This window comes from Rhizobium sp. SRDI943, assembly GCF_057653695.1.
The window spans coordinates 2,075,293-2,100,386 of record NZ_CM172787.1; the positions used below are offsets into that span (position 1 = coordinate 2,075,293).

Here is a 25,094-nt window from a genome sequence, read left to right on the forward strand (position 1 = left end):
AGACCATTGTTCATGGACGCCATCGTAAAGAATTTTCCGCAGACGAACCGCGACTCGGATCGCCCCTCCCAGCAGGAGGCGGAGGAAGCCGTTCGCGTCCTGCTGCGCTGGGCCGGTGACAACCCGGCGCGTGAAGGTCTGCTCGAAACGCCGGCCCGCGTCGTCAAATCGTACCGCGAGCTTTTTTCCGGTTACGACATGGCGGCGGAAGACGTGCTCGGCCGCACCTTCGAGGAGGTTGCCGGTTACGACGACATGGTCCTCGTCAAGGACATTCCGTTTTACTCGCATTGCGAACACCACATGGTGCCGATCATCGGCAAGGCCCACGTTGCCTACATGCCGGACGGGCGTGTGCTCGGCCTGTCGAAGATTGCCCGTGTCGTCGAGATCTATGGCCGTCGCCTGCAGACGCAGGAAACGATGACCGCCCAGATCGCCCGGGCAATCGACGATACGCTGAATCCGCGCGGTGTCGCCGTGTTGATCGAGGCCGAACACATGTGCATGGCGATGCGCGGCGTTCAGAAGCAGGGCTCGACCACGTTGACGACCACCTTTACGGGAACGTTCAAGACCGAGCCGGCCGATCAGGCCCGTTTCATGACCATGGTGCGGAGCCGCTGATACCGGCTCCCTCAGGAGGGCCGCGATGAGTCAACTGATCTTCAATCAACCATCCGAGGACAAGTCGGCGTTGGAAGACGCCGGCGATTTCACGCCGCGTTTCGACGACCGCGGCCTGATCACCGCGATCGTGACCGACGCCGGCGACGGCGAGTTGCTGATGGTGGCGCACATGAATGCCCAAGCGCTGGCGCTGACCATCCAGACCGGCACGGCGCATTATTTCAGCCGTTCGCGCGGCAAGCTCTGGAAGAAGGGCGAGACCTCGGGCAATCTCCAGACGGTGAAGGAAATCCGCACCGATTGCGATCAGGACGCCATCTGGCTGAAGGTCGAGGTCGCCGGCCACGACGCCACCTGTCACACCGGCCGCCGCTCCTGCTTCTACCGGACGATCACGCTCCGAGATGGAAAGCCGATGCTCGATATCGTTGACGACGAGCGCCAATTCGATCCCGCGGACGTTTACGGAAAATAGGCTGTACCTCCCGGGCATTTGCCCCTTATTGCGCCAGAAACCGTCTCTATATACCATTTGGAAACTGATCGGGCAGACTATCGGAACCAAGTGTTGGGAGGGGAGAACGCCATGCTGAGCTGGAGTTTGCATCGTCAAAGCTCTGAAGGCGAAGGTGCCGGTTCCGGCATGTCGACTACGCTCGAGACGATCCCGCCTCCCTCGCCCCTCAAGAAAATCAAGATCGCTCTGGCTCTCGGCGGCGGCGCTGCCCGCGGCTGGGCTCATATCGGCGTGCTGCGCGCCCTCGACGAGGCAAAGGTCGAGATCGGCATGATTGCCGGCACCTCGATCGGCGCTCTGGTCGGCGGCTGCTATCTCGCCGGCAAACTCGATGAACTCGAAAGTTTCGCGCGCTCGCTGACGATGCGCCGCATCGCAAGTCTGCTCGACCTGACGATCGGCGGCAGCGGCCTGTTCGGCGGCATGCGGCTGACCAAGCGCATGCAGGAACATCTCGAGGGCCTGAACGTCGAGGATCTCGACCGGCCGTTCGTGGCGGTCGCGGCCGAGGTCAATACCGGTCATGAAGTCTGGATTGCCAATGGTTCGCTGATTACGGCGCTGCGCGCCTCCTATGCCCTGCCCGGCATTTTCGAGCCGGTGCGCAGCAATCACCGCACGCTGGTCGACGGGGCGCTGGTCAATCCCGTCCCCGTCTCCGTCTGCCGCGCCTACGAGCAGCCGCTCGTCGTCGCCGTCAATCTCAACTACGATCTCTACGGCCGCTCGGCCGTCGTCCGGCACAATGCCAGCCTGTCGCCGCAGGAAGTGCAGAAGCAGGAAGAGGCGCCCTATGCGCGCCTCGGCATGACCGGCGTCATGGTGCAGGCCTTCAACATTATCCAGGACAGGATCGCCCGCGCCCGCCTTGCCGGCGACCCACCGGATATTTCGCTGCAGCCGCGGCTCAGCTATATCGGCCTTTCCGAATTCCACCGGGCTGGCGAGGCGATCGAACGCGGCTACGAGGAAGCCAGAGCCCGGCTCCCCGAGATCAAGCGCATGCAGGAAGTCTACGCAAGCAACCCCTGATGCACGTCGTCCAAAAGCCTGCAGCGCTTTTGCGGCAACGACATCGCTCAAGCACGGCCGGCGAAAACCTCAGCCGGCGATATAGGCCTTGATTTCCTCGGCCTCACGCTCGACTTCAGCGATACGCGATTTCACCACGTCGCCGATCGAGATGATGCCGGCAAGCTTGCCGTTGCTTTCCACCGGCACGTGACGGAAACGACGGCTGGTCATCAGCTCCATCAACTCGTTGACGGTCGTTTCCTCATGGCAGCGATAGACCTTCGCGGTCATGACCTGGGCCAGCGAGTGGTCGAGGCCTTCCTTGCCGTGTTTGGCGATCGCATGCACGAGATCGCGCTCGGTGAACATCCCCGAAATCCGGTTCTCCATGCCGACGACGACGATGGCGCCGATCTTCTTCTTACTGAGGATGGCCGCCGCCTCGGCGACGGTGGTGTTCGGCCCGGCGGTGACGACGTCCCTGCCCTTCAGGTCGAGGATTGCTTTGACTGAACTGGTCATTCGAACCTCCTATGTCCGTGAAACACTTGTCACAGGCATCCGCGGCGGTTTCTCCCCCCGGCACGGATATAGGTCGATCGTGCACTGCTCGGCTCAGGATTGCAATATATCCTTCTCGGTTCCGTCAGGTTCCATCACCGGCGGGCGCGGCGCCCGGTCGAACAACGAAAACAGCAAGAAGCCGAAGACAAATCCGCCGATATGCGCATCCCAGGCAATCGCCTGGTCGCTGTCGCCGACGAGCGGGATGCCGACAGCGATCAGCGCGTTGCCGACCAGCCAGAGCAGCATGAAGATGATTACGGTGCGGCTCTTCAGCGCCTCGACGATGGAAAGCCGGGGATTGAGATGCGCAGGCGCCATCGGTCGCCGTTCGGCCGGAAAGGCGAATCGGCAGGCGGCGCCCATCAGCCCGGAGATGACGCCCGACGCGCCGATCAGCAATGACACGTCCCCCCAGTTCAGGACCGCGTGCAGGGCGGCGGACGCGACGGCGGAAAAAAGCCAGAAGAGCGCGAAACGCAGCGTCCCGATGCGGCGCACGACCGGCGCGCCGAAGGCCATCAGCCAGAAGGCGTTAAAGAGGATATGCTGGACGCTGCCGTGCAGCAGCGAATAGGTGACGGGTGTCCAGAACAGCTCCGGCCCCTGCTGCGACAGCGGAATCACATAGCGGGCGGGAACGAAGCCGAAGGTGAAGAACAGCCAGTTCAGCGCATCGTCGGAGAGCAGGAGCTCCTGCACCGCATAGATGATACCAAGCAGGCAAAGGCTGAAGAACAGCGCTGGCGGAAGGTTGAAGACCGGTTCGCGCGGTGGCCGTGCCGGCGGCTGGACCTCGGGAGGTTCGGGCGCCTTATGCGGCTCGGCCGTCTGCTCATTCATCTGTGTTTCGCCTCGTTGAGGCCACAGCCATACAGGAGCGACTGTCAAAAAAAAAGCCGTCCGAAGTGCCGGACGGCATACCGGGAGCTCCAGGAAAAGACCTCGGCCCGGGCAGGTTGTGCTGAACTTCGAAAGTCGAAGCGATGGCGGGACATTGTCATGACGGGCATCGCATCTCAACCGAAACCATCTCTTAACCTTAACCGCCGTGATTTGGCATGAAATCCGCAAGGTAGAGCCTGTACGGGCAATGACTGCCCAAAAATGCTCCGGAATGGAACAGGTTGGTGTGAAATGCGGCTACAAACGACCATCGAAATTTTTGACTACTGGAACCGTATCCGCGGCGCTGCCGATGCGCCGCTGAAATCACAGGTCGAACCCTCCGCCGTCCCCCATCTTCTCCAAAGTCTCTTTATTCTGGAGACGCGCAAGGGTGGAGATATCGGCTTCCGACTCGCCGGCACCCGCATCTGTGATCTCTTCGGGCGTGATCTGCGCGGCGAACGTTTTTCGTCTCTCTGGGCAAATGGTCAGCTCGCGGACATCGAACGCACGGCGATGGGTGTCATGGACCATGCCATGCCGGCCCTGTTCAACGCCACCGGCTACAGCACTGTCGGTCATCAGGCATCCTTCGAGATTATCATGATGCCGCTGCGTTCGCCGGACGGCGCCTGCGACCGGCTGCTCGGCGCGATCGCGCCGGCAGCGGCCGCGAGCTGGCTGGAGATCGTACCGCTCGAATTCCTGGCGCTCGACCGCAGCCGTCTGCTGCCCGGAAAATTCGACAAGGCAGCACCGGCCGAACTGCGGCGCCCCATCAACAGGATCGTCGCCGGCAAAAGCATCCATTTCGGGCAGGTCATGCGCCGCATGGTGTCGCAGCTGCTGAGCGTGGAGGCGCGCTGACGGTCCCGTTTCGGCACATCTTGCATACTCGTTTTCCGCTATGTCGGGGTGGGGCAGAACAACCTTCTGTTAATGGATTGTGGGTAAAGATCGGTCTCTGTGATTTTCATGAAGAAGCCCCTTGATGCACTCGTTCCAGCCAGCTCAGACGCAACGACCTGCGCCGCGCCCTGAACAGGGCGTATTCCAGCGCGTGCCCATCAATATGCAGGGCCGGCTGATGCTTGCGAACTACGAGGAATTCGAATGCACGGTGATCGACATGTCGCCTGGCGATATGTACGTCACCTGCCTCGGCCGGCCGCGCGCCAACGAACGCGTCGTCGCCTATATTGACCATCTCGGCCGCGTCGAAGGGTATGTCCAGACGATCGATGGCCGCGGTTTCACCATGTCGATCAATGCCACCGACCGGAAGCGCGAGAAACTCGCGGCCCAGCTCACCTGGCTTGCCAATAAACACGAACTCGGCCTGCCCGAGGATCGCCGCCACGACCGTCTGACGCCACGCGACACGAAGACCGATCTGACGCTGGAGGACGGCACGCTTTATTCCTGCCGCATCATGGACCTTTCGCTGTCGGGCGCCGCCGTCGACGTCGAAATGCGCCCTTCGATCGGAACGGCGGTGCGGCTCGGCAACATGCGTGGTCGCGTCGTGCGCCATTTCGTCGAAGGCGTGGCAATCGAATTCCTGTCGATCCAATCTCGCGAGACGCTGCGCGAATTCCTCTAACAACTGCTGAAGATGGCGCTGCCCTGCCGTGGATTCCGTGGCGGGTGCAAATTCTCGACGGACTTCCATCGAACGCGATTGCCAGGTCCGGTGCGCACCCGGTCAGGTCGTGTTGACAAGCCGCACTTCAAGGCAAGAGCTTTGCAAGCCGCAACGAATCTGGCTTTGGAAAACAAGCGCGAAATCCTGTCGCAAGTCGGTCCACTCAGTCGGTAGATACTATTATGAGGGGAACAAGCTGCGACACCAATCGGCACCCAATCAGGTCGCCCAAAATTGTGCAGTGCTGTTGCGTCCCGGAGTGCCCCGCCCTCGCCGGTCTTCCCTTCGTCACGGATATAACGGATAAGGCCCCGCCTCAACTCGAGAGACGCGCCCATGTCAGCTCTTTATCCCGAAATCGAACCCTATGATCATGGCATGCTCGATACGGGCGACGGCAATCTGATCTATTGGGAGGCCTGCGGCAATCCGGCGGGCCGCCCGGCGCTGGTGCTTCATGGCGGCCCTGGTTCCGGCTGTACGACCGCGGCGCGCCGCTATTTCGATCCCGACGCCTACCGAATCATTCTGTTCGATCAGCGCAATTGTGGCCGCAGCCTGCCGAGCGCTGCCGATCCCGAAACCGATCTCTCCCTCAACACCACCTGGCATCTCGTTGCCGATATCGAGCGGCTGAGGGGCCGTCTGGGCATCGATACCTGGCTCCTTTTCGGCAATTCCTGGGGTTCGACGCTGGCGCTGGCCTATGCTGAAACCCATCCGGAGTGTGTCGCCGCGATCGTCCTGTCAGGCGTGACCACCACCCGGCGCTCGGAAATCGACTGGCTCTATCGCGGCATGGCGCCGCTCTTTCCGGAAGAGTGGCATCGTTTCCGCCAGGCTGTTCCTCCTGGCAGCCAGGGACGGGACGAGGACATGGTCGCCGCCTATCATCGTCTCATTAACGATCCGGACCCGGAAACGCGCATCAAGGCGGCGCGCGACTGGCATGATTGGGAGGCAGCCTCAATCCTGCTCGCCGATCCCCAAGGGCGGCCGCGCCGCTGGGCCGATCTGGCCTATTTGCTGACGCGCGCCCGCATCATCACCCACTACTGCAGCAATGGCGCATGGTTGGAGGACGGCCAGCTTTTGAAGAACGCCGCGCGGCTTACCGGCATTCCCGGTATTCTGCTGCAGGGAAGGTTCGACATCGAGGCGCCGCTCGTCACGGCTTGGGAACTCGCCCGCGCCTGGCCGCAAAGCGAGCTCAGCATCCTTCCGCATGCTGCCCATTCCATCGCAAATCCGGATATGAGCGCGGCGATTGTGACTGCCGCCGATCGATTTCGCGATTTTCCTCAAAAATAATTTTCCCGCCTACATCGGCGATCTGAGCGATATTCTGCTTTCGAACCGGCCGAATTGGTCGTTTCCGGCGGCATCGTCGACCGGCGGCACGCCGCCGCAGATCGCTTATCGGCCGGCGGAATTTACCCGGCTCAACGAAAATCCTTAACATGAGGACGGCAACGCAACCTTTTCACGGGCGAAAGCCTTGTTGCCTGGATTACAATTTTAATCGAATTCGAGACAAATCCGCATCGAATTTTATGCGTATTCGAATCTGTTTTTAGCCAAGGTTTATCGGTATTTGAATCAACTAAGCCTTTAATTCTATTGTGTAATTTTCCGTGAGATAAAAACGTCTGTGCCATTGTCACCTCAACTTACGGGGAGACGGCAATGACAACTGCGAATATCCTGAAAGGCGGCCTTCTGGCTGGTGCGATCATGATGGCAATGGCGGGTTCGGGACAGGCGATGCCCGCCAGCATGGCCCTGGCAGGCAATGCCAGCCCTCCGATCGGACACTACGAATTCTGCAAGGCGAATCCGACGGAATGTGTTGAAGTCGGCGGCGATGCCGGACCGGCCATCCTCACCGAGGATCGCTGGAAGGAAATTCTCAAGGTCAACTACACCGTCAATTCGACGATCCAGCCGATGACCGATGAGCAGATCTACGGTGTCGAGGAGCGCTGGGCCTATCCGCGCACCGTCGGCGACTGCGAGGATTACGCCCTGCTGAAGCGCAAGATGCTGATCGACGACGGTTTCTCGCCGTCCGACACGCTGATCACCGTCGTGCTGCAGCCGAATGGCGAAGGCCATGCCGTGCTGACTGTTCGTACCGATCACGGCGACTTCATTCTCGACAACATGCGCAACAAGGTGCTGCTCTGGTCGGATACCGAATACACCTATCTGAAGCGCCAGTCCGCCGACGATCCGGCCCGCTGGTCGAAGCTTCAGGACGGCCGCGCTGTCGCGGTCGGTAGCGTCAAGTAAGAACAGCCTGCCGGCCAATGCCGGCTGCAGCCTGCGGCCCGGTCAGTCCCCGCATCCCGTCCCCGACCGGTGCCCAAGAGCCGTTCCCGCTGTCCCGGGAACGGCTCGCCCCTTTCCGAGACTTCCCTTACGAAAGCGCTTCGCGATCTCAAGCTGCGCTCCTGCGCTTCAAGTCTTTGTTTTTACGCATGTCGTTATCGCAAACCGCTGCATAGTTTTGCGCGACGGGGTTTAGCACCTTAGTGAATTGTTAACCCTGCCGGTCCGATCATGGCGATGAGAATCATCATCGGACCGGCGGCTCATGTTCTTCCTGCGGCGGACCGAAACGCGAAGAACCGCCATGAGCCATGCCGCGCACAGCGCACCCGACGAGCAGCCGCTTCTTTCCATGGGGTTTCTCCTCCGCACGATGGCGGTGATCGCCGCCCTGGCGGTCCTGACTGTTGCTATCAGCATCGGCGGCCGTTGGTTCGGCCGGCATATCTCGCTTGCCGGAAATACCGACAGCACGGTTGAAATTCAGCTGGCCATCGGCCGCGACACCGTAAAATTCCCCGAGAACGCCATCCGCTTCCCAAGCCAAAGGCATGACGGCGCCGCCGAGCGCGTCGATCTCTACCTCGCCTGGCCGGAGATGCAGGGTTACGGCAAGGAAAATCACGTTCGATTCGACGATATCGCCCAATCCTCCGGGCTGATCTTCCTGCAGATCACCCAGAGCACCATGTCGCGCGACATGTCCGGGCGGCTGGAGCCGATCTATTCGCATCTGCTCGAAGGCCCGGCCGAGCCGTTTCGCGACGGGCTGACGCTGCATCGTCTTCGCGCCGATGCGGGTTACGGCGATGAGGTGCTGCTGACGGCGCCCGTCAAGGGCGGGCCGGATTACGTCGTGCGCTGCATATTGCCGTCAGCTCCGGATAAGGCGGCGGGCGGAGATTGTCAGCGCGATATCAAAGTCGGCAGGGATCTCAGTGTTCTCTATCGTTTTTCGAGCAGCCATCTCGACGACTGGGAACATATTGATGCCGCTATCCGCACCTTTGTAGACGCGCGTCTTGTGAACCGTTCTGCGACAGGTCTCTAAAATGCTCCACGGACAGCGAAATAAACGATTCATCATAAACGGATTGGTAACGCCCAACCGGTAGTTTTAGCAGACGAGCTGCGCGGCGGGAGGTGTGCGGTTCCTGCCAAATTCTGAAATGCCAAATATCTGAAATGCAAGCGAAGAGTGGAATAGTGTCAAGGTCAGTCTCCTCCGTATCATCGTCCCGATCCGGCAGCTTTTTCGCAAGGCTGCTGGCGATCCTTTCGGTGGCCGTCACGATCGTCCTGGTCGACTCGGTGAATGCCGACGCGGAAGCGGCAAATCCGAAATATGCGGGCATCGTCGTCGACGCCAAGACCGGCAACGTTCTCTACAGCGAGAATGCCGACCGGCTGCAATACCCCGCCTCCCTGACCAAGATGATGACCCTCTATATGACCTTCGAGGCATTGGAGCAGGGTCGCATCCGTCTCGATACGCCGGTCCCCTTCTCCGCCCATGCGGCAGCCCAGGCGCCTACCAAGCTCGGTGTGCGCGCCGGCGGCACGATTACCGTTGAGCAGGGCATTCTCGGTCTCGTCACCCTGTCGGCCAATGATGCGGCAACCGCGCTCGGCGAAATGCTGGGCGGCGGCAGCGAGGATCGCTTCGCCCAACTGATGACCGCCAAGGCGCATGCGCTCGGCATGACGCGCACCACCTATCGCAATGCCAACGGCCTGCCGAATACGGCGCAGATGACGACGGCGCGCGATCAGGCCCGCCTCGGCATCGCCCTTCGCCAGCATTTCCCGCAATATTACGGCTATTTCTCCACGCGCGCCTTCAAGTTCGGCAGCCGCACGATCCGCAGCCACAACCGCCTGGTCGGTTCGGTGCGCGGCGTCGACGGCATCAAGACCGGTTACACGCGGGCTGCCGGTTTCAATCTGGTGAGCTCGGTGCAGGTCGACGGCAAGTCGATCGTCGGTGTCGTGCTCGGCGGCGCCTCGACGCCTGCTCGCGATGCCCAGATGCGCAATCTGATCGCCAGTTACCTGCCGAAGGCATCGAGCCGCGGCGGATCGTCGGCGCTGATCGCCCAGGCAGCCCCTGCCCCGGCGATGATCGAGACACCCGCTCCGGTCCAGCCGAAGAAGGCCCAGCAGCAGGTCGCAAAGACGATCACCGCAGCGCAGCCGCCGGTTTCAGCCGCCGCTGCCGATCTCAGCCTGCCGCACAAGGGGCCGCTGCCGGATGCGCGTTATCAGGTCGCCGAGACCGAGGTCGCCTATGCCGAGACTGCTGCGCCGAAATCCGACAATCCGCTGGTGGCGCAGCCGATGCCGGCGCCGACCAAAGTCAAGACCATGGCCTTCAAGCAGCAGGCATCGGTCGCCGTGCCGACGCCGGCACCCGCCTATATGCCGCCGGAACAGGGCGACACGTCGGTCGATAACGTCACCACCGCCTCGACCACTCCCTCCCCGACTCGTGCCGCTTCAACCAGCAACGGTCCGACCGGCTGGGTGGTGCAGGTCGGCGTCTCGCCGAACCGGCAGATGGCCATGGATCTTCTGGAAAGCGCCAAGAGTAAGGGCGGCAAGGCGCTGGCCTCGGCGAAGCCCTTCGCGGTTGCCTATGCCGCTGGTGGTGACCAGCTTTACCGCGCCCGCTTCGGCGGCTTCGACGATCAGCGCGATGCCGTCAACGCCTGCAAGGCCTTGAAGAAGGCCGGCATCAAGTGCTGGGCGGCTGCCCAATGAGCTATTCGATGCTGCCTGCAAGATGGTTGGCGGCATCGGTGACGGCCGGAATCGGTGTTTGCGTTTCCGGCCACCGTTCTTGAACTCGATCAGTATTGCGTACGGGGAAAACAATGGCGATCAATGAGAATGTTCCGGGAATGCCTTCAGACCGCCGCATGGCGGCCAAGGGGCGCTCATCTCTGCATCCGCTGCACGAGGCAGCTTTGCGCCTCGCCGAGATTGGCCTGCAACGGCCGAAGGCGAAGTCTCCGAAGACCCGCGATCTCATCAATCTGCTGCTGTGCCACGGTGCCCGCGCCTGGCGCTATTCCCAGCCCGAAGCCCGTATCCATCTGCATGTGACCTCGCCGGACGGCAGTGCGCCGGTGCAGTTGCGCCTGCGCTGAACTGCAGAGTACCGCGCGTCCTTTCAGACGCGCGGGGACGTTCAATCCACGCATACATCTTTCCAAAAATCGCTTCGATTTTCGGGGATTAGAGCAGGCCAAGGTCCGTAAGCTCGCGGCGAAGATCCGCCGGCATTTCGGCAATGCCGGCGCCAAGGCTTGTCAGGTCGCGCGGCACGTCGTCCTCAGTGTAATAACGCCAGCCCTGGAAGGGACGTTTCGGCTGCACGGCCGTCTCGATGACCTCAGGGCCGAGCATCAGGCGGCAGCGCGAGATACCCTCGCCGTCGGTGAAGGTCTCGATGTCGAGCAGCTTCTGCCTCGCCTGCACCTGCCCCTTGATCACCCAGTAGAGCGAGCCGCCGTCAAGCAGCTCCTCCATACGCTTCGGCGCCATGCGCGTCGTATGCACCGAATGCGGCTCGAGGCCGGCGGCGATGGCGCGCAACGAGCGTTCCGCCACCCATTCGCGCAGATCGTCTATCGAGTCGGCGCCGACACAGAGTTTGATGAGATGCAATGCCATGCTGCCGTTGAAATCCTTTTGGCAGCGAGCGTCAAGCGCCAAGCATGCAGCGTCCACAAACTCAGCATTCAACGACGTTGACCGCAAGACCTCCGGTCGAGGTCTCCTTGTATTTCTCGCTCATGTCGTGGCCGGTCTGGCGCATCGTCTCGATACAGGCGTCGAGCGGCACGAAATGCTGGCCGTCGCCCTTGATGGCGAGCGAAGCCGCAGTGACCGCCTTGACAGCGCCGAGCGCATTGCGCTCGATGCAGGGAACCTGCACCAATCCGGCGATCGGATCGCAGGTCATGCCGAGATGATGTTCGAGCGCGATTTCGGCGGCGTTCTCGATCTGCTCCGGCGTACCGCCCATGACGGCGGCAAGGCCCGCGGCCGCCATCGCCGCCGCCGAGCCGACCTCGCCCTGACAGCCGACCTCGGCGCCCGAGATCGAGGCATTATGCTTGATGATGCCACCGATGGCGGCGGCCGTCAGCAGGTAGTCGCGGATGCCGTTCTGGTCCCAGTCCTCGTGGAAATGCTCGTAGTAGCGGATCGTCGCCGGGATGACACCGGCAGCACCATTGGTCGGTGCCGTAACGACGCGCCCACCGGCTGCATTCTCCTCGTTGACCGCCATCGCATAGACGCTCAGCCAGTCATTGGCGAGCAGCGGGTTGACGCGGTTGCTGCGCCACTCCTCCTCCAGCTTGTCGTGAATCCTGCGGGCGCGGCGCTTGACGTTGAGGCCGCCGGGCATGATGCCCTCGACCTTGAGACCACGCTCGATGCAGGAGCGCATTGCCTCCCAGATACGGTCGAGCCCCTGGTCGAGCTCCTCTTGGCTGCGCTGGCTCTCCTCGTTCGCCCGCTTCATCTGGGCGATCGACAGCCCGGAGCGCTCCGCCATCTCGAGCATCTGCTTGGCGGTGGAGAAGGGATAGGGCACACGCGTGCCGCCGGGCGCGTTCTTCTTCGCCCGCATCTGCTCCAGCTCGGTGTCGGTGACGACGAAGCCGCCGCCGACCGAATAATAGATGCGCTTGACGAGCAGCCGGCCGTCTTTGTCATAAGCGGAAAAGACCATGCCGTTGGCATGGCCGGGCAGCGGCTGCTTCTTGTCGAAGATCAAGTCGGTTTTCGGCTGGAACTGATAGCCGGGATGGCCCTCCGGCGTGATGCGGCCCGTGCGCTCCACCGTGTCGACAATGCCGTCCATCTTGTCGGGATCGACGCTGTCGGGCGCTTCGCCCATCAGCCCGAGAATGACAGCCCTGCCCGTGCCGTGGCCGATACCGGTATGGGCGAGCGAGCCGTGCAGGCTGACCTTGATGGCTGTGACCTGCGCGCCCGATGACGGGCGCGGCCATTCGTTCGAGAGGATCAGCTCGAGAAACCGTTTGGCCGCCGACATCGGACCCATCGTGTGTGAGCTCGACGGCCCGACACCAATCTTGAAGACATCGAATACCGAGAGAAACATGGGTGCGCCTTCTGAAGATGAGGATGCAAGCTTAAGCGAGGCCGGTTTCGAATCCGTGCGGCGCACCGACATCGCATGGAGCCGGTGCGACATTCGCACTGCACGCTGGAGCGCCACCCGTCCAATAGGACGCTCCAGCACTTTGAGCTTGCGCATAATCCCGTCCGAAAATCGAATCCGATTTTCGGGATCATGCGCTAAACCAAACGGCCCGTCTTACCAATCATTGCTGCATTCAATGAAGGCTATGCGGAGGAAGAACTGGTTGCCTTATCTTGACAGTCTGCTCCGGCTCCCAATGTCCTGCTGACGTCGATGCTAGACGACACCTTGTAGATTGGGAGATTGGACACATGCCGCTCAAACGGATGGACAACGTAGGAATCGTCGTCGATGACCTCGACGAGACGATTGATTTCTTTCGCGAGCTCGGCCTCGAGCTCGAAGGGCGGGCTGCGATCGAAGGAGAATGGGCGGGGCGTGTCACTGGACTGGGCGATCAGCACGTCGAGATTGCCATGATGCGCACGCCTGATGGCCACAGCCGGCTCGAGCTCTCCCGCTTCCTCAGGCCGCCTGCCGTCGCAGATCACCGCAATGCCCCGGTGAACGCTCTAGGCTACCTCCGCGTCATGTTCACCCTTGATGACATCGACGAGACGCTTGAGAGGCTCCGCAAGCGCGGCGCACAGCTCGTCGGCGAAGTGGTGGACTATCAAGACACCTATCGGCTCTGCTACATCCGCGGGCCTGGAGGGCTTCTCATCGGACTCGCCCAAGAACTTAGCTGAGCTATGCGCGAAGCTTCTCGTTGCGATCATCCTGAATGACCGCGCCGTCGGCTCCATCCCAGGGTTCGGCCGTGGTTGAGATTTGTCGTTGATCGGCCATTGCTGACGTTGCGCCGCTCAGCAGGCGCTTTTCGATTTCTTGCAGGTCGAGGATCGCGCGGTCCATTTGGTCAACCGGAGTTTCGCGCGAAACCAGACGCCAGCGATTATCCTGCCATATCAGGACCAGCAGCCGCCGGCCTGGAACCTCTATCGTCTCGTGGATGAACCATGCCCCGACGACCGCAATGCAAAGCGTCACCACGATGAGCGCCGGTTCGGGCATCATGGCATCAAAAGTCAGACGCGCCAGGAACATGATGGGGACATGGAAAAGGTAAAGTGAAAAACTGATCTTTCCGAAAAACCGCATTGGTGCAGCTGCCAGGACACGGGCTGCGATGGGAGGCTGTCGAGCGACGAGCCCGACAATGACGGCTGCGGCCACCGCACTTTGCAGGCTCCAAAATTCCGGGGAAAAGCCGGGCAAGATATGCCGGTAAACGAAAAACACCGCCAGGAGAAAAAGCGTTGAAATGCCTGTGAGGGCAGATGGAATCCAGCTGTTCCAGAGGGAATGCATCATTCCGGCCAGTGCGCCGAAAAGAAAGTACGGGAGCTTCGAGACGAGCAGGATTCCCGGGCCTGGTAATTCAACCAGGCCATCCACGACGACGACCACGGTGAGGCCCACAATCATGCCGCTATAGCGGCGCGGCTGGGCCAAGCAAAGCCACAGGACGGGAAAGAGCAGATAGAACTGGATCTCGGGTGGTATCGACCAGAAAACACCACTCGAGCCGAGAAGAACGATATGACGGACAAAATCCGTGCCGCTAACGATCGGCTGAACAAAATCCAGATTTTGTATGCTCGACAGCATCGCTACGAGAACGACAGCCGCTAGGTAAACCGGATAGATGCGGGCAAAGCGGCTGACAAGAAAATCCAGAACATTGTCTCTCGTGACCGGCCGTGAGCCGTAGAGATGAGCCATCAGGAAGCCGCTGAGAGCAAAAAACAAACCGACGGCTTCGTCGCCCATCGTCACGAGATGTGGAGCTGTGATCGGAAAGATAAGGCCAATATGCGCTCCAACGACCAGAAGCGCAGCGACACCGCGCAGGCCATCAAGACTCGGGATGTAATCCGGCCGACTCATGGGTCACTTTTGAATTCGGAGTTCAGGTTCAATCCTGAACAATTGGCCATCACGACTTTACAAGCGGTTAACGCGGCGCCCTGCTCGTGCGCCTCTAGACTGGTGTGGCGTTAGAGCGACGCATCGTGCTTTCCGAAAATCGATTCCGATTTTCGGGGCGATGCGCTAGCGTGCATCCTCAAGACGGCAAATTGCTTTGGAAAACGGGACCACTTCTCCATGACAGCCACCAACCGCATCGCCCTCTCCAGCGACCACGCCGCCATTCAGCTCCGACAGGCTATTGCCGGTCATATCGCGGCGCAGGGCTGGATAGCGGTCGATATCGGACCGACAACGCCGGAGAGCACTCACTATCCCAAGCACGGCGAAGCGGCGGCGCGTCTTGTCGCCTCCGGCGATTGCCGGTTTGGCATCATCCTATGCGGCACCGGCCAGGGCATCATGATGGCGGCGAACAAGGTAAAGGGCATCCGTTGCGGCGTCTGCGTCGACACATTCTCAGCCCGCATGATCCGCCAGCACAACGATGCCAACATGCTTTCGATTGGCGTGCGGGTGGTGGGCGAAGGGCTGGCGCTCGATATCGTGGATGCGTTCCTGACCGGCCAGTTCGAGGGCGGCCGGCATGCGACGCGGGTGAGGATGATTGAGGCGCTGGAAGGCTAGCGCCGTCCTTTTCTTCTTCTTTGGGCGCCGTTCCGAATCCCCAAGCGACGGATGACCGCTGCAGTTAGTTCCAGAAGATGCCGGTCAGCGATCCACCAAGCCTTGTCGTTTCCCGACGCCTCGATTATGCCGAACTGCCGCATGGCCAAAAGCCTGCGCCGAGCCGCCGAACTCGGCCATGCGTCATAATCCGGCTTGCGGCATGATGGCCGCGTTCATGCGGAGACTGAACACTGATGACGACGGCGGACTATATCGCTCTGGCCTTCTTTGCCTGTGTCTGGGTGGGCTATTCCTGGCTGCTGCACGGCCGCACCTTCTTCGGACGCACCAGCCTGACCCACGCGATGACCGAACGGCGCCGGGAGTGGATCTACAATTCGCTGCGCCGCGACCTGAAGATGATCGACACGCAGATCATGGCCGGCCTGCAGAACGGCACCGCCTTCTTCGCCTCGACCTCGATCTTCGCGCTCGGCAGTTGCTTCGCTCTGCTCGGTGCGACGGAAAAGGTCGACGCGGTCTTCGCCGATCTGCCCTTCGTCCTCCATGGCGGCCATGCCGTCTTCGAGATGAAAGTCGGCGGACTGGCAGTGCTTTTCGGCTACGCCTTCTTCAAATTCGGCTGGTCCTATCGGCTGTTCAACTACTGCACCATTCTCTTCGGCTCGATCCCGATGATGCGCGACAGCGAGCGCGACATCATCGCCGCCGAGCGTGCCGCCGAACGCGTCATCCGCATGAACGTCATTGCCGGCAGCAATTTCAACGAGGGCCTCAGAGCGATCTTCCTGTCGATCGGCTATCTCGGCTGGTTCATCAACCCTTATGTCTTCATGATGACGACGGCGATCGTTATCTTCGTGCTGACACGCCGGCAATTTTTCTCGCAAGCGCGACTGGCGATCATGGATACCGGCCCGCCATCAAATCTCCACCTTTCTGCTATTCGCCGCGATAGACCGTCGAGCGACGGAAGTGATTTGCCGGAGGAACTTTGATGACATTGCCGGCAAGGGAAACCGAGGCAGCGGCAAAACCGCCGCGCATCGGCCTATTGGATACGGCGCGCGGCGTCGCGTTGATCGCCATGGCGAGCTACCATTTCAGCTGGGACATGGAGTTCATGGGCTATCTCGCGCCGGGCACGGCCGAGACAGGCTGGCTGAAGATCTATGCCCGGGCGATCGCCACCACCTTTCTCTTCATCGTCGGCGTCAGCCTGGTGCTGTCGAGCAAGCCTGAGATTCGCTGGCCATCCTTCTGGAAGCGCTTCGGCATGATTGCCGCGGCAGCCGCGGTGATCTCGATCGCCACGCGCATCGCCATGCCGAACGAGTGGATCTATTTCGGCATCCTGCACTGCATCGCGGTGCTCACGCTCATCGGCGTCGTTTTTTTGAGATTGCCGCTCGCCTTCACGCTCATCGCCACGCTCGCGCTCCTTGCCGCCTGGATAACCGATAATTTCGGACCACCCGGCCTGCTTCGCTCATCCTTCTTCGATCCCCGATATCTCGCCTGGATCGGCCTTGCGGTGACGCCGGAGCGCTCCAACGACTACGTGCCGCTGTTTCCCTGGGCAACGCCCTTCTTCGCTGGATTGAGTATCGCCTCGATCGCCATCAGAACCAGGCTGCTGCACCGGCTTGCCGCCGTCGGCACCGGCTCCTGGTGGCCGGCAAAGCTCGGCCGCCACAGCCTTGCTTTTTATCTCATCCACCAGCCGGTGTTGATCGCCATCGCCTACGGGATTTCCCTCGTCTTCCCGCCGCAGGCGCCGGATCCGGTCGCGACTTACCTTAGGCAATGCAACGCCTCTTGCGTCATGCAGCAAGGCGAAGCGCTCTGCCACAGCTTCTGCCAGTGCACGCTGGGGAAATTGCAGGCGCAAGCCCTGTTCACGCCGCTGCAGGAGGGCGCGATCGATATACAGAACGACGAGCGGGTCCAGACGATCGCTGCCGAATGCAGCGCCGAGGCTGAATGAGTTCGCCGACAGTACGGCGCGTGATCAGGTGGTGACGCCGATTTCGGCGAGGCGGCCGAGGCAGGTCTCTTCGATAGCGTCGAGTTCCGCCAGCGTGTCGTCGATATCCTTGCGCTTCTGGCGCAGGTCGTCGCGCTTCTCGTCGACGCGCTTCATCAGGAGCTTCAACTGGCCGAGTTCGCCCGGCGGCTCCTTGTAGACCTGGATGATCTCGCGGATCTCCGCGATGGTGAAGCCGATGCGCCGGCCGCGCAGGATTTCCCCGATCAGCCGCCGGTCGGCTTGCCGGAACAGACGGGTACGCCCGCGCCGCTCCGGATGGATTAGTCCCTCGTCTTCGTAGAAGCGGAGCGTGCGCGTCGAGACCCCGAATTCGCGCGTCAGTTCCGTTATGCTATAATATTTGTTCACCGGCATGTGTTCCCCGTCGTCGGACAGACGATAATATTGACTTTTACGTAATAGTCAATTTTTGGGCGGTTCAGATGCCGAACCACCAAGTGGCGATACCAAGAAAGGCGAAGAAGCCGGTACAGTCCGTCACCGTCGTGACGAAGACCGACGAAGCGATCGCCGGGTCGGCGCCCATCTTGTCGAGCAACAACGGCAGAAGGATGCCGGCAAGAGCGGCTGCCATCAGGTTGATGACCATCGCCGCCGCAATCACCCCGCCGAGCTGGTAGTCGTGGAACCAGGTCCCGGCGATCGCGCCCATGATCGTCGCGAAGACGATGCCGTTGAGGATGCCGACGCCCGCCTCCCTGCGGATGATGCGGCCGGCATTGTAGATGTCGAGATCGCGGGTGGCGAGCGCGCGCACCGTCACCGTCATTGTCTGCGTGCCGGCATTGCCGCCCATCGAGGCGACGATCGGCATCAGCACGGCGAGCGCAATCATCTTCTCGATCGAGCCGTCGAACAGCCCGATGACGCTTGCCGACAGCATCGCCGTGCCGAGATTGATCAAAAGCCACAGGAAGCGCGAACGCACCGTCGAAAGCACATTGTCCGACAGCTCTTCGTCGCCGACGCCGCCGAGGCGCTTGATGTCCTCGTCCGCCTCCTCATGGATGACGTCGACGACGTCGTCGATGGTCAGCACGCCGACCAGCCGGCCGTTCTCGTCGACGACGGCGGCCGAGAGAAGGTCGTACTGCTCGAAGAGCTGGGCCGCCTCCTCCTGGTCCATCTCGGCCGGAACCGGATGGTTGGTCTCACGCATGATCTGCTCGATCTTCGTCTGCCGCTTGGTGCGCAGGATCTGGTCGAGATCGACGGCGCCGAGCAGCTTGAAGGTCGGATCGATGACGAAGATCTGCGAGAAGGAATAGGGCAGATCCTCTTCGTCGCGCATGTAGTCGATCGTCTGGCCGACCGTCCAGAACGGCGGCACGGCGACGAATTCCGTCTGCATGCGGCGCCCGGCCGAACTTTCGGGATAGTCCAGCGCCCGGCGCAGCCGCACCCGCTCGGTGAACGGCAGCTGGGCGAGGATCTCTTCCCGGTCCTCCTTGTCGAGGTCTTCGAGAATGTAGACGGCATCGTCCGAATCGAGCTCACCGATCGCCGCGGCGATCTGCGCGTTCGGCATCTGGTCGACGATTTCGCGGCGGATCGCCTCGTCGACCTCGGTCAGCGCCGTCATGTCGAAATCGTCGCCGAGCAGGCGCACCAGCGCCAGGCGCTGATCCGGCTGGATCGATTCCAGCAGGTCGCCTATTTCGGATTCATGCAGGCGGGCAACGTTCTGGCGCAGGAACAGTGTGTCGCGGTCGGCGATCGCAGCACCCACGAGCGCCAGGAAATCGCCGCGGACATTGCCGTCTTCGTCGTAGATATCGGCTTCCTCGTCATCGGGACGCCTGCGAATGCGGTCTTCCCCATCGGTCGTCGTCATCTGCCGCCCTCGCATCTGGTTCGAATTTCAACGACTGCCGCGCCGCATTCGCAAATGTCGGCCGAAAACACATTATCAACAAGCGGATAAGCGAATCCGACGCGAGGCTCCCGCAGCCGGAATTCTTGGTTCCTGCTAGCCCAAAGCATCCGTGTCGTAAAGCGGCAAACGTGCTTCGTGATGACAATCCCCGCGGCCGGCGATAGTTTCCTCCCCCGTCCAAGCAGAGGAAACCTTCCCCATGCCCATCCGTCCGATTCTGCGCTATCCGCATCCGGGCCTGAAGACTGTCTGCGCGCCGGTGACAGCCTTCGATTCCTCGCTTACAGCCCTTGCCGGCGACCTGCTTGCGACGATGCGCGCAGCCCCCGGCGTCGGCATCACCGCCGCCCATATCGGCGTCTTCAGCCGTGTCACGGTGTTGGAGCTCGACAAGGCCGACGGCGTGCGCCTCTACGTCAACCCTCATATCACCTGGTTTTCGCAGGAGACGATGAGCCATGTCGAAGGCAGCGTCTCGATGCCCGGCGCGACCGACGAGGTCACGCGCCCTCGGGCGATCCGCTTCCGCTATCAGGATGCCGAGGGCGCCGTGCACGAGGACGGTGCCGAAGATTTCCTCGCCATCTGCGTCCAGCACGAAGTCGACCAGCTCGACGGCATATTCTGGCTGCAGCGCCTCTCGCGGCTGAAGCGCGACCCTCTCGTGAAAAAATGGGAGAAGACCCAGGACTGACAATCACGGCTGACAAATCGCCGTCCACACCGAACCATTCGCCGCTGCCGGCGTTTCCAGCAGAGAAACAAGGAGCAAATGCAATGGCAAGGATCGGTGACAAAACCCAGTTTTCCCGGGAGAAGCCTGAGCTTTCCCGGGAAGAAGATTATCGCGATCTCGAAGAGCGCAATCTCGACGACGGCTGGCCCTATGCCGATGGCAGCGGCGCCGGCACCGGCGGCCCTGATAATCGCCCCTACGGCGAGACAGCGGCCAATTTCGACAGCGATCCCAACAAGGGCTTCCGGGTCGACGGCACGGATGAGGACGGCAATGAAAACCGCCTGAGAGATTCGCTGCGGGCCGATACGATCGACCGCGATGAAAGCGACGAACTCGAAGCGCGGGTAAACGACAATCTCGAAAACATTCCCGAGGTCGATATCGACAGTATCGAGGTTCATGCAGACGGTCACGTCGTCACGCTGGAAGGCTCGGTGGAGACGATCGGCATCGCCCGCAAGGTCGAACTCGGCGCGCTTTCGGTCGACGGCGTCCATCATGTCCGCAACAAACTGCAGCTGACAGGTGTCGATGCGCATATCCCGAACGAGGACTGAACTTCACGCCAAAGCGCGGATCATAACGGGCGGCGGGCTGCCGTCGCCTGTTGACGATCTTTATCAACATTACCAAAAGTTAACAATTTACGATTGTAGCAACAACTGTCTTATTTCTGAGACCAATCGCCGATTTTTGTTAGGCGACTTCTGTCACAAGAACGTTAGTTTCGTTGACAACACTGTGATTTCATTTGGACAAATGGTCGCGGCTGCGTCGCCATATTATCACAAAATTGCCTGAATTGGAGCGCGAACTCGTGTGTGCCGAGGGTTAGTTTACGTTTGTGGAATTCAACAGCAGATTGAGGAGATAGACCCATGCGCATCAAATTCGCCCTTGCCGCGTCCCTGTTCGCCGTCAGCCTTGCAGGCGCTGCCTTCGCCCAGCCGACCTATTCCGACGACTACAACAACGACAGCGACGGCTTCGCCCCAAGCCCCATGTCAAAGCCTGCTCCGGTCCACTACAGCAGTCGCAAGGCGCCGGCCTATTCCAGCGACTACACCAATGACAGCGACGGCTTCGCCCCGAGCGCCATGGCGTCTCCTGTCGTCGACAAGACCGCAACGGCCAGCATCAATTCCCTGCCTCCGTGCCATAGCATGATCGGCCCGAAGGGCTCCCATACCAAGGGTGCCGACAGCGGCGCCTCCCGCACCGAAGCATGCCGCGCGACGCATTGATCCGATAAAAGACCGGGATCCTATAAAGGACCGAGATCCGATAAAAGAAAGGGCCGGAAACGGCCCTTCTCTTTTTCAATCGACGTGCTTGTCGTCTCAGAACACGAACGGAACGAGCCGGTAACGGGTCGTGGTCATGAAGGCCTCGTAAGCAGGATCCTGCTTCAACAGGCGCTCCTCCGCCAACAGACGGAAACACTGTGCGGAAAGGGCCGTCGCATAGATGGCAAAATTCCAAAGGCTCGGATGGGTCAGGAAGAAGCCGATATGCGTCATTAGATAACCCGCATACATCGGATGGCGTATAAACTTGTAGGGTCCGCCGATCTTGACGCCGCGATTGGCCGGCACCAGGCCGAAGCTTCGCCGCAATGTCAGCTTTGCCGATATCTGCAGGACGAAACCAAGTGCCATCACCGTCCCGCAGAATGCGAGCGGCGCTAGCGGCTGTGTCGCGGAGGGCGCGGCGAGCAGCGGGAAGATCGTGCCGATGGCGGTGACCGTCCAGTCGAAGAGGCGTAAAGACGCGTTTTTCGTCGGCCGGCGCGTCAGGATGAGGAAGGCGGCGGCTCCCTCCGAAACGATCAGCAGGCAATCGATGATCGCCCGATTATCCTGCATCTGCGGCAGGACACGCATGACGATCCCGACGAAAAAATAGCCGATGAGGACTTTCTCGATAAGATCGAGAACGAAATACACATCGAGGAATGACCAGCTTGCCGCTGCATTTTTTTTCATTGTCCTCAGACTTCCATATTCACAGAGCTGTAGTGTCGTATATATTTGCCATTGCTAATTATAGGTTAAAATGTTGGCTCGCATCTGACAGTGAAGCGATTGCCGAGCCTGACTGCGGGATGCGCCAGGCAATGCAAATTGCCCCGGTCGCCGCCGTGATCAGTCAGATTTCGCCGGTCGTTTCGCCGAAAACCGCTTCGAAGGCGGTGCGCAGCCGGATATCGACATCAGCCATCATCACCGGCAAGCCAAGATCGACGAGGCTGGTCACGCCGTAGGCCGATATCCCGCAGGGCACGATGCCGCCGAAATGATCGAGATCGGGATCGACGTTGAGCGACAAACCGTGGAAGGTCACCCATTTCCGCAGCCTTATGCCGAGGGCGGCGATCTTATCCTCGGCCATCGCCCCATCGGTCAGCAGTGGCTTTTCCGGCCGGCGCACCCACACGCCGACGCGATCTTCACGTCGCTCGCCGCGCACATTCATCATGTCGAGCGTGCGGATGACGACATCTTCAAGGGCAGCGACGAAGGCCCGCACGTCCTGGCGCCGCCTTTTCAGGTCGAGCATGACATAGGCGACGCGCTGGCCGGGTCCGTGATAGGTGTATTCACCGCCGCGCCCTGTCGCAAAGACCGGAAACCGGTTCGGCTGGACAAGGTCCCTCGCATTGGCGCTGGTGCCGGCAGTATAGAGCGGCGGATGTTCGACGAGCCAGACGAGCTCATCACCGCCATCAGCGATCACAGCCACCTCGCGCTCCATCGTTTCCACCGCCTCCTCATAGGGGACGAGGCCGTCGGCAATGCGCCAGCGGACCGGCCGGGTGCCGAGTTGGGGAAGCATGGAAAATTCGAGATCGGTGCGAAGCATAGCCATTCCTTGCCGCTCTCCCCGAAACGCCTGCGAAAAAGGGGCGGCAGGACAGCTATATGGACCCGTTTCGGGGCCAATTCAAATGCTGTGAGCGGTTTTCAAAAAAACTGTCATATCGCCCTTGTGCACCCCAGATGCTTTTGCTACATGCTGCCCCGCCGACGCAAATCGGCACCTACCACGATGCGGTCGTGGCGGAATTGGTAGACGCGCAGCGTTGAGGTCGCTGTGGGGCAACCCGTGGAAGTTCGAGTCTTCTCGACCGCACCATTCCCCTTCAGGGAAACGCTTTCTAAGCGACGATTTCGATTTCACCTCGAAGCTATTTGCGGTTGCTCGGCTTGATTGCCCAACCTTCTCATGGTTGATGGCATCATCCTCGCAAGAATCAGCAGCCATGTCAGAGCCCCATCAAAATTCCCTGCAGGGCATGGCCATCATGTCCGGCGCCATGCTCATCCTGCCGATCATGGATGCGATCGCCAAATACATGGCGACCTTCGAAGCGATGTCGCCGGGTCAGGTGACCTTCTACCGATTCTTTTTCCAGATCGCCTGCACCCTGCCGATTCTTTTCGCCCTTTTCGGCCTGAAGGCGCTTTCGGCGCAACGGCCGTGGATGAACCTGTTGCGCGGTGCGCTGCATGGTGGTGCGAGCCTGCTTTTCTTCGTCGCCGTCAAATACATGCCGCTTGCCGATGTCTTCGCCATCTATTTCGTCGAGCCCTTCATGCTGACCGCCCTGTCGGCGCTGTTTCTCGGAGAGAAGGTCGGCTGGCGGCGCTGGACGGCGATTGTCGTCGGTTTCGGCGGCGCGATGATCGTCATTCAGCCGAGCTACGAGATTTTCGGCTTGAAGGCGCTGCTGCCGGTCGCCTGCGCCTTTCTGTTCTCGCTCTATCTCTTCCTCAACCGCGCCATCGGCGAGGCCGATTCTCCGCTGACCATGCAGACGATGGCCGGCATCGGCGGAACGGTCTTCATGGTGGCCGCCCTTTTCCTCGGCAACAGTTCCGGCAATGCCGATTTTGCCGTCTCCCTGCCCTCTTCCGTCCTTGGCCTTGTCCTGCTTCTCGCCCTCGGCTCGATCTCGGGATATGCGCATATGCTCATCGTCCGGGCTTTCCGGCTCGCGCCGCTGTCGCTGCTTGCGCCGTTCCAGTACTTCGAGATCATCTCGGCCACCGTTCTCGGCTATGCGCTGTTCAACGATTTCCCGAGCTTTTCCAAATGGATCGGCATCTTCATCATCGTTGCTTCGGGCCTCTTCATCATCTGGCGAGAGCGGCTGCAGGCGCGATCATTAAAATCTTCCTGACCTCGGGAATATCGGGTTAACTCCGCTTCTTGAGGGATCGTCAATTCGCAGACGGTAAAACTGTCTCCGGTTTCATGATGAAGCCTGGAGTTAAAACATGAGCGAATTTCGTCTCGCTTTTCCGGCCTGTGTCGTGGCCGGCAAGCATCGGTTGACGGCCGAAGATATAGTGCTGTTGCGCAAACATGCTTTCCCGGAGGGCATCCGGACATCCGACGATGTCGTGGCGATGTTGGCGCTCAATAATTCCTGCCCTGAAAAATGTGCCGCGTGGAACGCTTTCTTCGTCGAGCAGCTCGCCGGCTTCATCGTCCATTACACCTATCCGCAAGGCTCGCTGGATGAAATCAACGTCGCCTGGATCATGCGCATGTTCACGACCGATGGTGTCGTCAACTCGGCGCTGGAGCTCGAGCTCATTCTCCACGTCATGGAGATTTCGGCCGATGTTCCCGGTGAGTTGAGAGCGCTCGCCCTCGATCAGCTCCGCCTGGCGATTACCGACAATATCGGTGGCTACAAGCTGTCGCGTGCCGTCGATCGCCGGGGCGTCACGCGCCAGGACGTCGACTACGCGATGCGCATCTTCAGAAGCGTCGCCGAAGGCGGTGTCATCCCCGTCTCGTCGGTTGAATACGGCGTTCTCCAGCAGATCGAGCGGGCAACGCTGTCGGGCGCCAATCATCCGCACTGGACGGGGATCATGGCTGCCGTCGAGCTGCGCGATTATGCCGAGCCGCGGCGCAGCCGCTGGCTGCGCATCGTCGACGAGGAACCCGTCGCAGAAGCTGCCGTCGCCTGAGCCTCCGCAAGCCTGATTGTGCGTTCCGGTGTTTTGTGCGTAAAACTCCGG

The 25,094-nt window shown here is 60.8% G+C and carries 28 protein-coding genes and 1 tRNA gene; 20 read left to right on the forward strand and 9 right to left on the reverse strand.

Going from position 1 to position 25,094, the window contains the following annotated elements:
* Positions 1–12 precede the first annotated feature (12 nt).
* The 3 genes from folE (at position 13) to AC245Y_RS10835 (ending at position 2,179) form a co-directional block, all read left to right on the forward strand.
* Positions 13–627 (forward strand): GTP cyclohydrolase I FolE, encoded by a 615-nt coding sequence (gene folE / locus AC245Y_RS10825; protein WP_012757551.1) that lies wholly within the window; start codon positions 13–15, stop codon positions 625–627.
* Positions 628–652: 25 nt separating this feature from the next.
* On the forward strand, positions 653–1,105 hold the full coding sequence (gene hisI, locus AC245Y_RS10830) for a phosphoribosyl-AMP cyclohydrolase (protein ID WP_012757552.1): 453 nt from the start codon (positions 653–655) through the stop codon (positions 1,103–1,105).
* 111 nt (positions 1,106–1,216) lie between these two features.
* Complete coding sequence (locus AC245Y_RS10835; protein ID WP_012757553.1) at positions 1,217–2,179, forward strand: patatin-like phospholipase family protein; 963 nt, start codon at positions 1,217–1,219, stop codon at positions 2,177–2,179.
* Positions 2,180–2,248: 69 nt separating this feature from the next.
* Here AC245Y_RS10835 and AC245Y_RS10840 read toward each other — a convergent pair whose 3' ends face one another.
* Entirely contained in the window at positions 2,249–2,683 is a 435-nt protein-coding gene (locus AC245Y_RS10840) for a CBS domain-containing protein (protein WP_011652090.1), read from the reverse strand.
* A gap of 93 nt (positions 2,684–2,776) precedes the next feature.
* Positions 2,777–3,568: a rhomboid family intramembrane serine protease gene (locus AC245Y_RS10845; RefSeq protein ID WP_017994141.1), complete on the reverse strand. Its 792-nt coding sequence runs from the start codon at positions 3,566–3,568 to the stop codon at positions 2,777–2,779.
* A gap of 264 nt (positions 3,569–3,832) precedes the next feature.
* Here AC245Y_RS10845 and AC245Y_RS10850 point away from each other — a divergent pair, with 264 nt between their 5' ends.
* The 7 genes from AC245Y_RS10850 (at position 3,833) to AC245Y_RS10880 (ending at position 10,738) form a co-directional block, all read left to right on the forward strand.
* Positions 3,833–4,480 (forward strand): PAS domain-containing protein, encoded by a 648-nt coding sequence (locus tag AC245Y_RS10850; RefSeq protein WP_017994142.1) that lies wholly within the window; start codon positions 3,833–3,835, stop codon positions 4,478–4,480.
* Between the two features lie 124 nt (positions 4,481–4,604).
* Positions 4,605–5,216, forward strand: a complete 612-nt coding sequence (locus AC245Y_RS10855; protein WP_017994143.1) for a PilZ domain-containing protein — start codon at positions 4,605–4,607, stop codon at positions 5,214–5,216.
* 378 nt (positions 5,217–5,594) lie between these two features.
* Positions 5,595–6,569, forward strand: a complete 975-nt coding sequence (gene pip, locus AC245Y_RS10860; protein ID WP_017994144.1) for a prolyl aminopeptidase — start codon at positions 5,595–5,597, stop codon at positions 6,567–6,569.
* Between the two features lie 375 nt (positions 6,570–6,944).
* On the forward strand, positions 6,945–7,550 hold the full coding sequence (locus AC245Y_RS10865; protein ID WP_011652094.1) for a transglutaminase-like cysteine peptidase: 606 nt from the start codon (positions 6,945–6,947) through the stop codon (positions 7,548–7,550).
* Positions 7,551–7,854: 304 nt separating this feature from the next.
* Positions 7,855–8,640: a hypothetical protein gene (locus tag AC245Y_RS10870; protein ID WP_017994145.1), complete on the forward strand. Its 786-nt coding sequence runs from the start codon at positions 7,855–7,857 to the stop codon at positions 8,638–8,640.
* Between the two features lie 134 nt (positions 8,641–8,774).
* Positions 8,775–10,349: a D-alanyl-D-alanine carboxypeptidase gene (locus AC245Y_RS10875; RefSeq protein ID WP_017994146.1), complete on the forward strand. Its 1,575-nt coding sequence runs from the start codon at positions 8,775–8,777 to the stop codon at positions 10,347–10,349.
* A gap of 113 nt (positions 10,350–10,462) precedes the next feature.
* Entirely contained in the window at positions 10,463–10,738 is a 276-nt protein-coding gene (locus AC245Y_RS10880; protein WP_003539905.1) for a hypothetical protein, read from the forward strand.
* An 88-nt stretch (positions 10,739–10,826) separates the two neighbouring features.
* Here the strand turns inward: AC245Y_RS10880 and AC245Y_RS10885 are convergent, their stop codons facing one another.
* Positions 10,827–11,264, reverse strand: a complete 438-nt coding sequence (locus tag AC245Y_RS10885) for a DUF1489 family protein (RefSeq protein WP_003559632.1) — start codon at positions 11,262–11,264, stop codon at positions 10,827–10,829.
* Positions 11,265–11,325: 61 nt separating this feature from the next.
* On the reverse strand, positions 11,326–12,729 hold the full coding sequence (locus tag AC245Y_RS10890) for an L-serine ammonia-lyase (RefSeq protein WP_012757561.1): 1,404 nt from the start codon (positions 12,727–12,729) through the stop codon (positions 11,326–11,328).
* 353 nt (positions 12,730–13,082) lie between these two features.
* Between AC245Y_RS10890 and AC245Y_RS10895 the strand changes: the two genes are divergently transcribed.
* Complete coding sequence (locus tag AC245Y_RS10895) at positions 13,083–13,520, forward strand: VOC family protein (protein ID WP_017994149.1); 438 nt, start codon at positions 13,083–13,085, stop codon at positions 13,518–13,520.
* 1 nt (position 13,521) lies between these two features.
* On the opposite strand, the gene AC245Y_RS10900 is transcribed toward AC245Y_RS10895, so the two are convergent.
* Positions 13,522–14,721 (reverse strand): acyltransferase family protein, encoded by a 1,200-nt coding sequence (locus AC245Y_RS10900; RefSeq protein WP_017994150.1) that lies wholly within the window; start codon positions 14,719–14,721, stop codon positions 13,522–13,524.
* A gap of 219 nt (positions 14,722–14,940) precedes the next feature.
* Between AC245Y_RS10900 and rpiB the strand changes: the two genes are divergently transcribed.
* From rpiB to AC245Y_RS10915, 3 genes are all read left to right on the forward strand, one after another.
* The gene (rpiB, locus tag AC245Y_RS10905; protein WP_017994151.1) at positions 14,941–15,390 is read left to right on the forward strand and encodes a ribose 5-phosphate isomerase B; all 450 of its coding nucleotides are present in this window, start codon (positions 14,941–14,943) and stop codon (positions 15,388–15,390) included.
* A 236-nt stretch (positions 15,391–15,626) separates the two neighbouring features.
* Complete coding sequence (locus AC245Y_RS10910; RefSeq protein WP_012757565.1) at positions 15,627–16,391, forward strand: DUF599 domain-containing protein; 765 nt, start codon at positions 15,627–15,629, stop codon at positions 16,389–16,391.
* Positions 16,391–17,380 carry a heparan-alpha-glucosaminide N-acetyltransferase gene (locus tag AC245Y_RS10915; protein ID WP_017994152.1) on the forward strand — a complete coding sequence of 330 codons (990 nt, stop codon included), beginning with the start codon at positions 16,391–16,393 and terminating at the stop codon, positions 17,378–17,380. The genes AC245Y_RS10910 and AC245Y_RS10915 overlap by 1 nt, the downstream gene beginning before the upstream one ends.
* A 24-nt stretch (positions 17,381–17,404) precedes the next feature.
* Here AC245Y_RS10915 and AC245Y_RS10920 read toward each other — a convergent pair whose 3' ends face one another.
* Together AC245Y_RS10920 and mgtE are read right to left on the reverse strand one after the other, a co-directional pair.
* On the reverse strand, positions 17,405–17,797 hold the full coding sequence (locus AC245Y_RS10920) for a MerR family transcriptional regulator (RefSeq protein WP_011652104.1): 393 nt from the start codon (positions 17,795–17,797) through the stop codon (positions 17,405–17,407).
* 64 nt (positions 17,798–17,861) lie between these two features.
* Entirely contained in the window at positions 17,862–19,277 is a 1,416-nt protein-coding gene (gene mgtE / locus AC245Y_RS10925; RefSeq protein WP_012757567.1) for a magnesium transporter, read from the reverse strand.
* A 241-nt stretch (positions 19,278–19,518) separates the two neighbouring features.
* Here mgtE and AC245Y_RS10930 point away from each other — a divergent pair, with 241 nt between their 5' ends.
* The 3 genes from AC245Y_RS10930 to AC245Y_RS10940 all read left to right on the forward strand — a co-directional run bounded on the left by AC245Y_RS10930 (position 19,519) and on the right by AC245Y_RS10940 (position 21,302).
* Positions 19,519–20,013 (forward strand): peptide deformylase, encoded by a 495-nt coding sequence (locus AC245Y_RS10930; protein ID WP_017994153.1) that lies wholly within the window; start codon positions 19,519–19,521, stop codon positions 20,011–20,013.
* An 83-nt stretch (positions 20,014–20,096) separates the two neighbouring features.
* Positions 20,097–20,615 carry a BON domain-containing protein gene (locus tag AC245Y_RS10935; protein WP_012757569.1) on the forward strand — a complete coding sequence of 173 codons (519 nt, stop codon included), beginning with the start codon at positions 20,097–20,099 and terminating at the stop codon, positions 20,613–20,615.
* Between the two features lie 321 nt (positions 20,616–20,936).
* Positions 20,937–21,302: a hypothetical protein gene (locus AC245Y_RS10940; protein ID WP_012757570.1), complete on the forward strand. Its 366-nt coding sequence runs from the start codon at positions 20,937–20,939 to the stop codon at positions 21,300–21,302.
* A gap of 96 nt (positions 21,303–21,398) precedes the next feature.
* Here AC245Y_RS10940 and AC245Y_RS10945 read toward each other — a convergent pair whose 3' ends face one another.
* Together AC245Y_RS10945 and lipB are read right to left on the reverse strand one after the other, a co-directional pair.
* Positions 21,399–22,043, reverse strand: a complete 645-nt coding sequence (locus tag AC245Y_RS10945; RefSeq protein ID WP_017994154.1) for a methyltransferase family protein — start codon at positions 22,041–22,043, stop codon at positions 21,399–21,401.
* A gap of 163 nt (positions 22,044–22,206) precedes the next feature.
* Entirely contained in the window at positions 22,207–22,926 is a 720-nt protein-coding gene (lipB, locus tag AC245Y_RS10950; RefSeq protein WP_017994155.1) for a lipoyl(octanoyl) transferase LipB, read from the reverse strand.
* A gap of 182 nt (positions 22,927–23,108) precedes the next feature.
* Between lipB and AC245Y_RS10955 the strand changes: the two genes are divergently transcribed.
* The 3 genes from AC245Y_RS10955 to AC245Y_RS10965 all read left to right on the forward strand — a co-directional run bounded on the left by AC245Y_RS10955 (position 23,109) and on the right by AC245Y_RS10965 (position 25,043).
* Positions 23,109–23,193: transfer RNA gene (locus AC245Y_RS10955), tRNA-Leu, on the forward strand.
* Between the two features lie 97 nt (positions 23,194–23,290).
* Entirely contained in the window at positions 23,291–24,241 is a 951-nt protein-coding gene (locus tag AC245Y_RS10960; protein WP_017994156.1) for a DMT family transporter, read from the forward strand.
* A 97-nt stretch (positions 24,242–24,338) separates the two neighbouring features.
* Positions 24,339–25,043 (forward strand): hypothetical protein, encoded by a 705-nt coding sequence (locus AC245Y_RS10965; protein ID WP_017994157.1) that lies wholly within the window; start codon positions 24,339–24,341, stop codon positions 25,041–25,043.
* Positions 25,044–25,094: the final 51 nt, after the last annotated feature.

Bases quoted from the DNA above. Each gene is read 5' to 3' on its own strand.
- folE (WP_012757551.1), top strand. From the start codon at position 13: ATGGACGCCATCGTAAAGAATTTTCCGCAGACGAACCGCGACTCGGAT.
- hisI (WP_012757552.1), top strand. From the start codon at position 653: ATGAGTCAACTGATCTTCAATCAACCATCCGAGGACAAGTCGGCGTTG.
- AC245Y_RS10835 (WP_012757553.1), top strand. From the start codon at position 1,217: ATGCTGAGCTGGAGTTTGCATCGTCAAAGCTCTGAAGGCGAAGGTGCC.
- AC245Y_RS10840 (WP_011652090.1), bottom strand. From the start codon at position 2,683: ATGACCAGTTCAGTCAAAGCAATCCTCGACCTGAAGGGCAGGGACGTC.
- AC245Y_RS10845 (WP_017994141.1), bottom strand. From the start codon at position 3,568: ATGAATGAGCAGACGGCCGAGCCGCATAAGGCGCCCGAACCTCCCGAG.
- AC245Y_RS10850 (WP_017994142.1), top strand. From the start codon at position 3,833: ATGCTCCGGAATGGAACAGGTTGGTGTGAAATGCGGCTACAAACGACC.
- AC245Y_RS10855 (WP_017994143.1), top strand. From the start codon at position 4,605: ATGCACTCGTTCCAGCCAGCTCAGACGCAACGACCTGCGCCGCGCCCT.
- pip (WP_017994144.1), top strand. From the start codon at position 5,595: ATGTCAGCTCTTTATCCCGAAATCGAACCCTATGATCATGGCATGCTC.
- AC245Y_RS10865 (WP_011652094.1), top strand. From the start codon at position 6,945: ATGACAACTGCGAATATCCTGAAAGGCGGCCTTCTGGCTGGTGCGATC.
- AC245Y_RS10870 (WP_017994145.1), top strand. From the start codon at position 7,855: ATGTTCTTCCTGCGGCGGACCGAAACGCGAAGAACCGCCATGAGCCAT.
- AC245Y_RS10875 (WP_017994146.1), top strand. From the start codon at position 8,775: ATGCAAGCGAAGAGTGGAATAGTGTCAAGGTCAGTCTCCTCCGTATCA.
- AC245Y_RS10880 (WP_003539905.1), top strand. From the start codon at position 10,463: ATGGCGATCAATGAGAATGTTCCGGGAATGCCTTCAGACCGCCGCATG.
- AC245Y_RS10885 (WP_003559632.1), bottom strand. From the start codon at position 11,264: ATGGCATTGCATCTCATCAAACTCTGTGTCGGCGCCGACTCGATAGAC.
- AC245Y_RS10890 (WP_012757561.1), bottom strand. From the start codon at position 12,729: ATGTTTCTCTCGGTATTCGATGTCTTCAAGATTGGTGTCGGGCCGTCG.
- AC245Y_RS10895 (WP_017994149.1), top strand. From the start codon at position 13,083: ATGCCGCTCAAACGGATGGACAACGTAGGAATCGTCGTCGATGACCTC.
- AC245Y_RS10900 (WP_017994150.1), bottom strand. From the start codon at position 14,721: ATGAGTCGGCCGGATTACATCCCGAGTCTTGATGGCCTGCGCGGTGTC.
- rpiB (WP_017994151.1), top strand. From the start codon at position 14,941: ATGACAGCCACCAACCGCATCGCCCTCTCCAGCGACCACGCCGCCATT.
- AC245Y_RS10910 (WP_012757565.1), top strand. From the start codon at position 15,627: ATGACGACGGCGGACTATATCGCTCTGGCCTTCTTTGCCTGTGTCTGG.
- AC245Y_RS10915 (WP_017994152.1), top strand. From the start codon at position 16,391: ATGACATTGCCGGCAAGGGAAACCGAGGCAGCGGCAAAACCGCCGCGC.
- AC245Y_RS10920 (WP_011652104.1), bottom strand. From the start codon at position 17,797: ATGCCGGTGAACAAATATTATAGCATAACGGAACTGACGCGCGAATTC.
- mgtE (WP_012757567.1), bottom strand. From the start codon at position 19,277: ATGACGACGACCGATGGGGAAGACCGCATTCGCAGGCGTCCCGATGAC.
- AC245Y_RS10930 (WP_017994153.1), top strand. From the start codon at position 19,519: ATGCCCATCCGTCCGATTCTGCGCTATCCGCATCCGGGCCTGAAGACT.
- AC245Y_RS10935 (WP_012757569.1), top strand. From the start codon at position 20,097: ATGGCAAGGATCGGTGACAAAACCCAGTTTTCCCGGGAGAAGCCTGAG.
- AC245Y_RS10940 (WP_012757570.1), top strand. From the start codon at position 20,937: ATGCGCATCAAATTCGCCCTTGCCGCGTCCCTGTTCGCCGTCAGCCTT.
- AC245Y_RS10945 (WP_017994154.1), bottom strand. From the start codon at position 22,043: ATGAAAAAAAATGCAGCGGCAAGCTGGTCATTCCTCGATGTGTATTTC.
- lipB (WP_017994155.1), bottom strand. From the start codon at position 22,926: ATGGCTATGCTTCGCACCGATCTCGAATTTTCCATGCTTCCCCAACTC.
- AC245Y_RS10960 (WP_017994156.1), top strand. From the start codon at position 23,291: ATGGCATCATCCTCGCAAGAATCAGCAGCCATGTCAGAGCCCCATCAA.
- AC245Y_RS10965 (WP_017994157.1), top strand. From the start codon at position 24,339: ATGAGCGAATTTCGTCTCGCTTTTCCGGCCTGTGTCGTGGCCGGCAAG.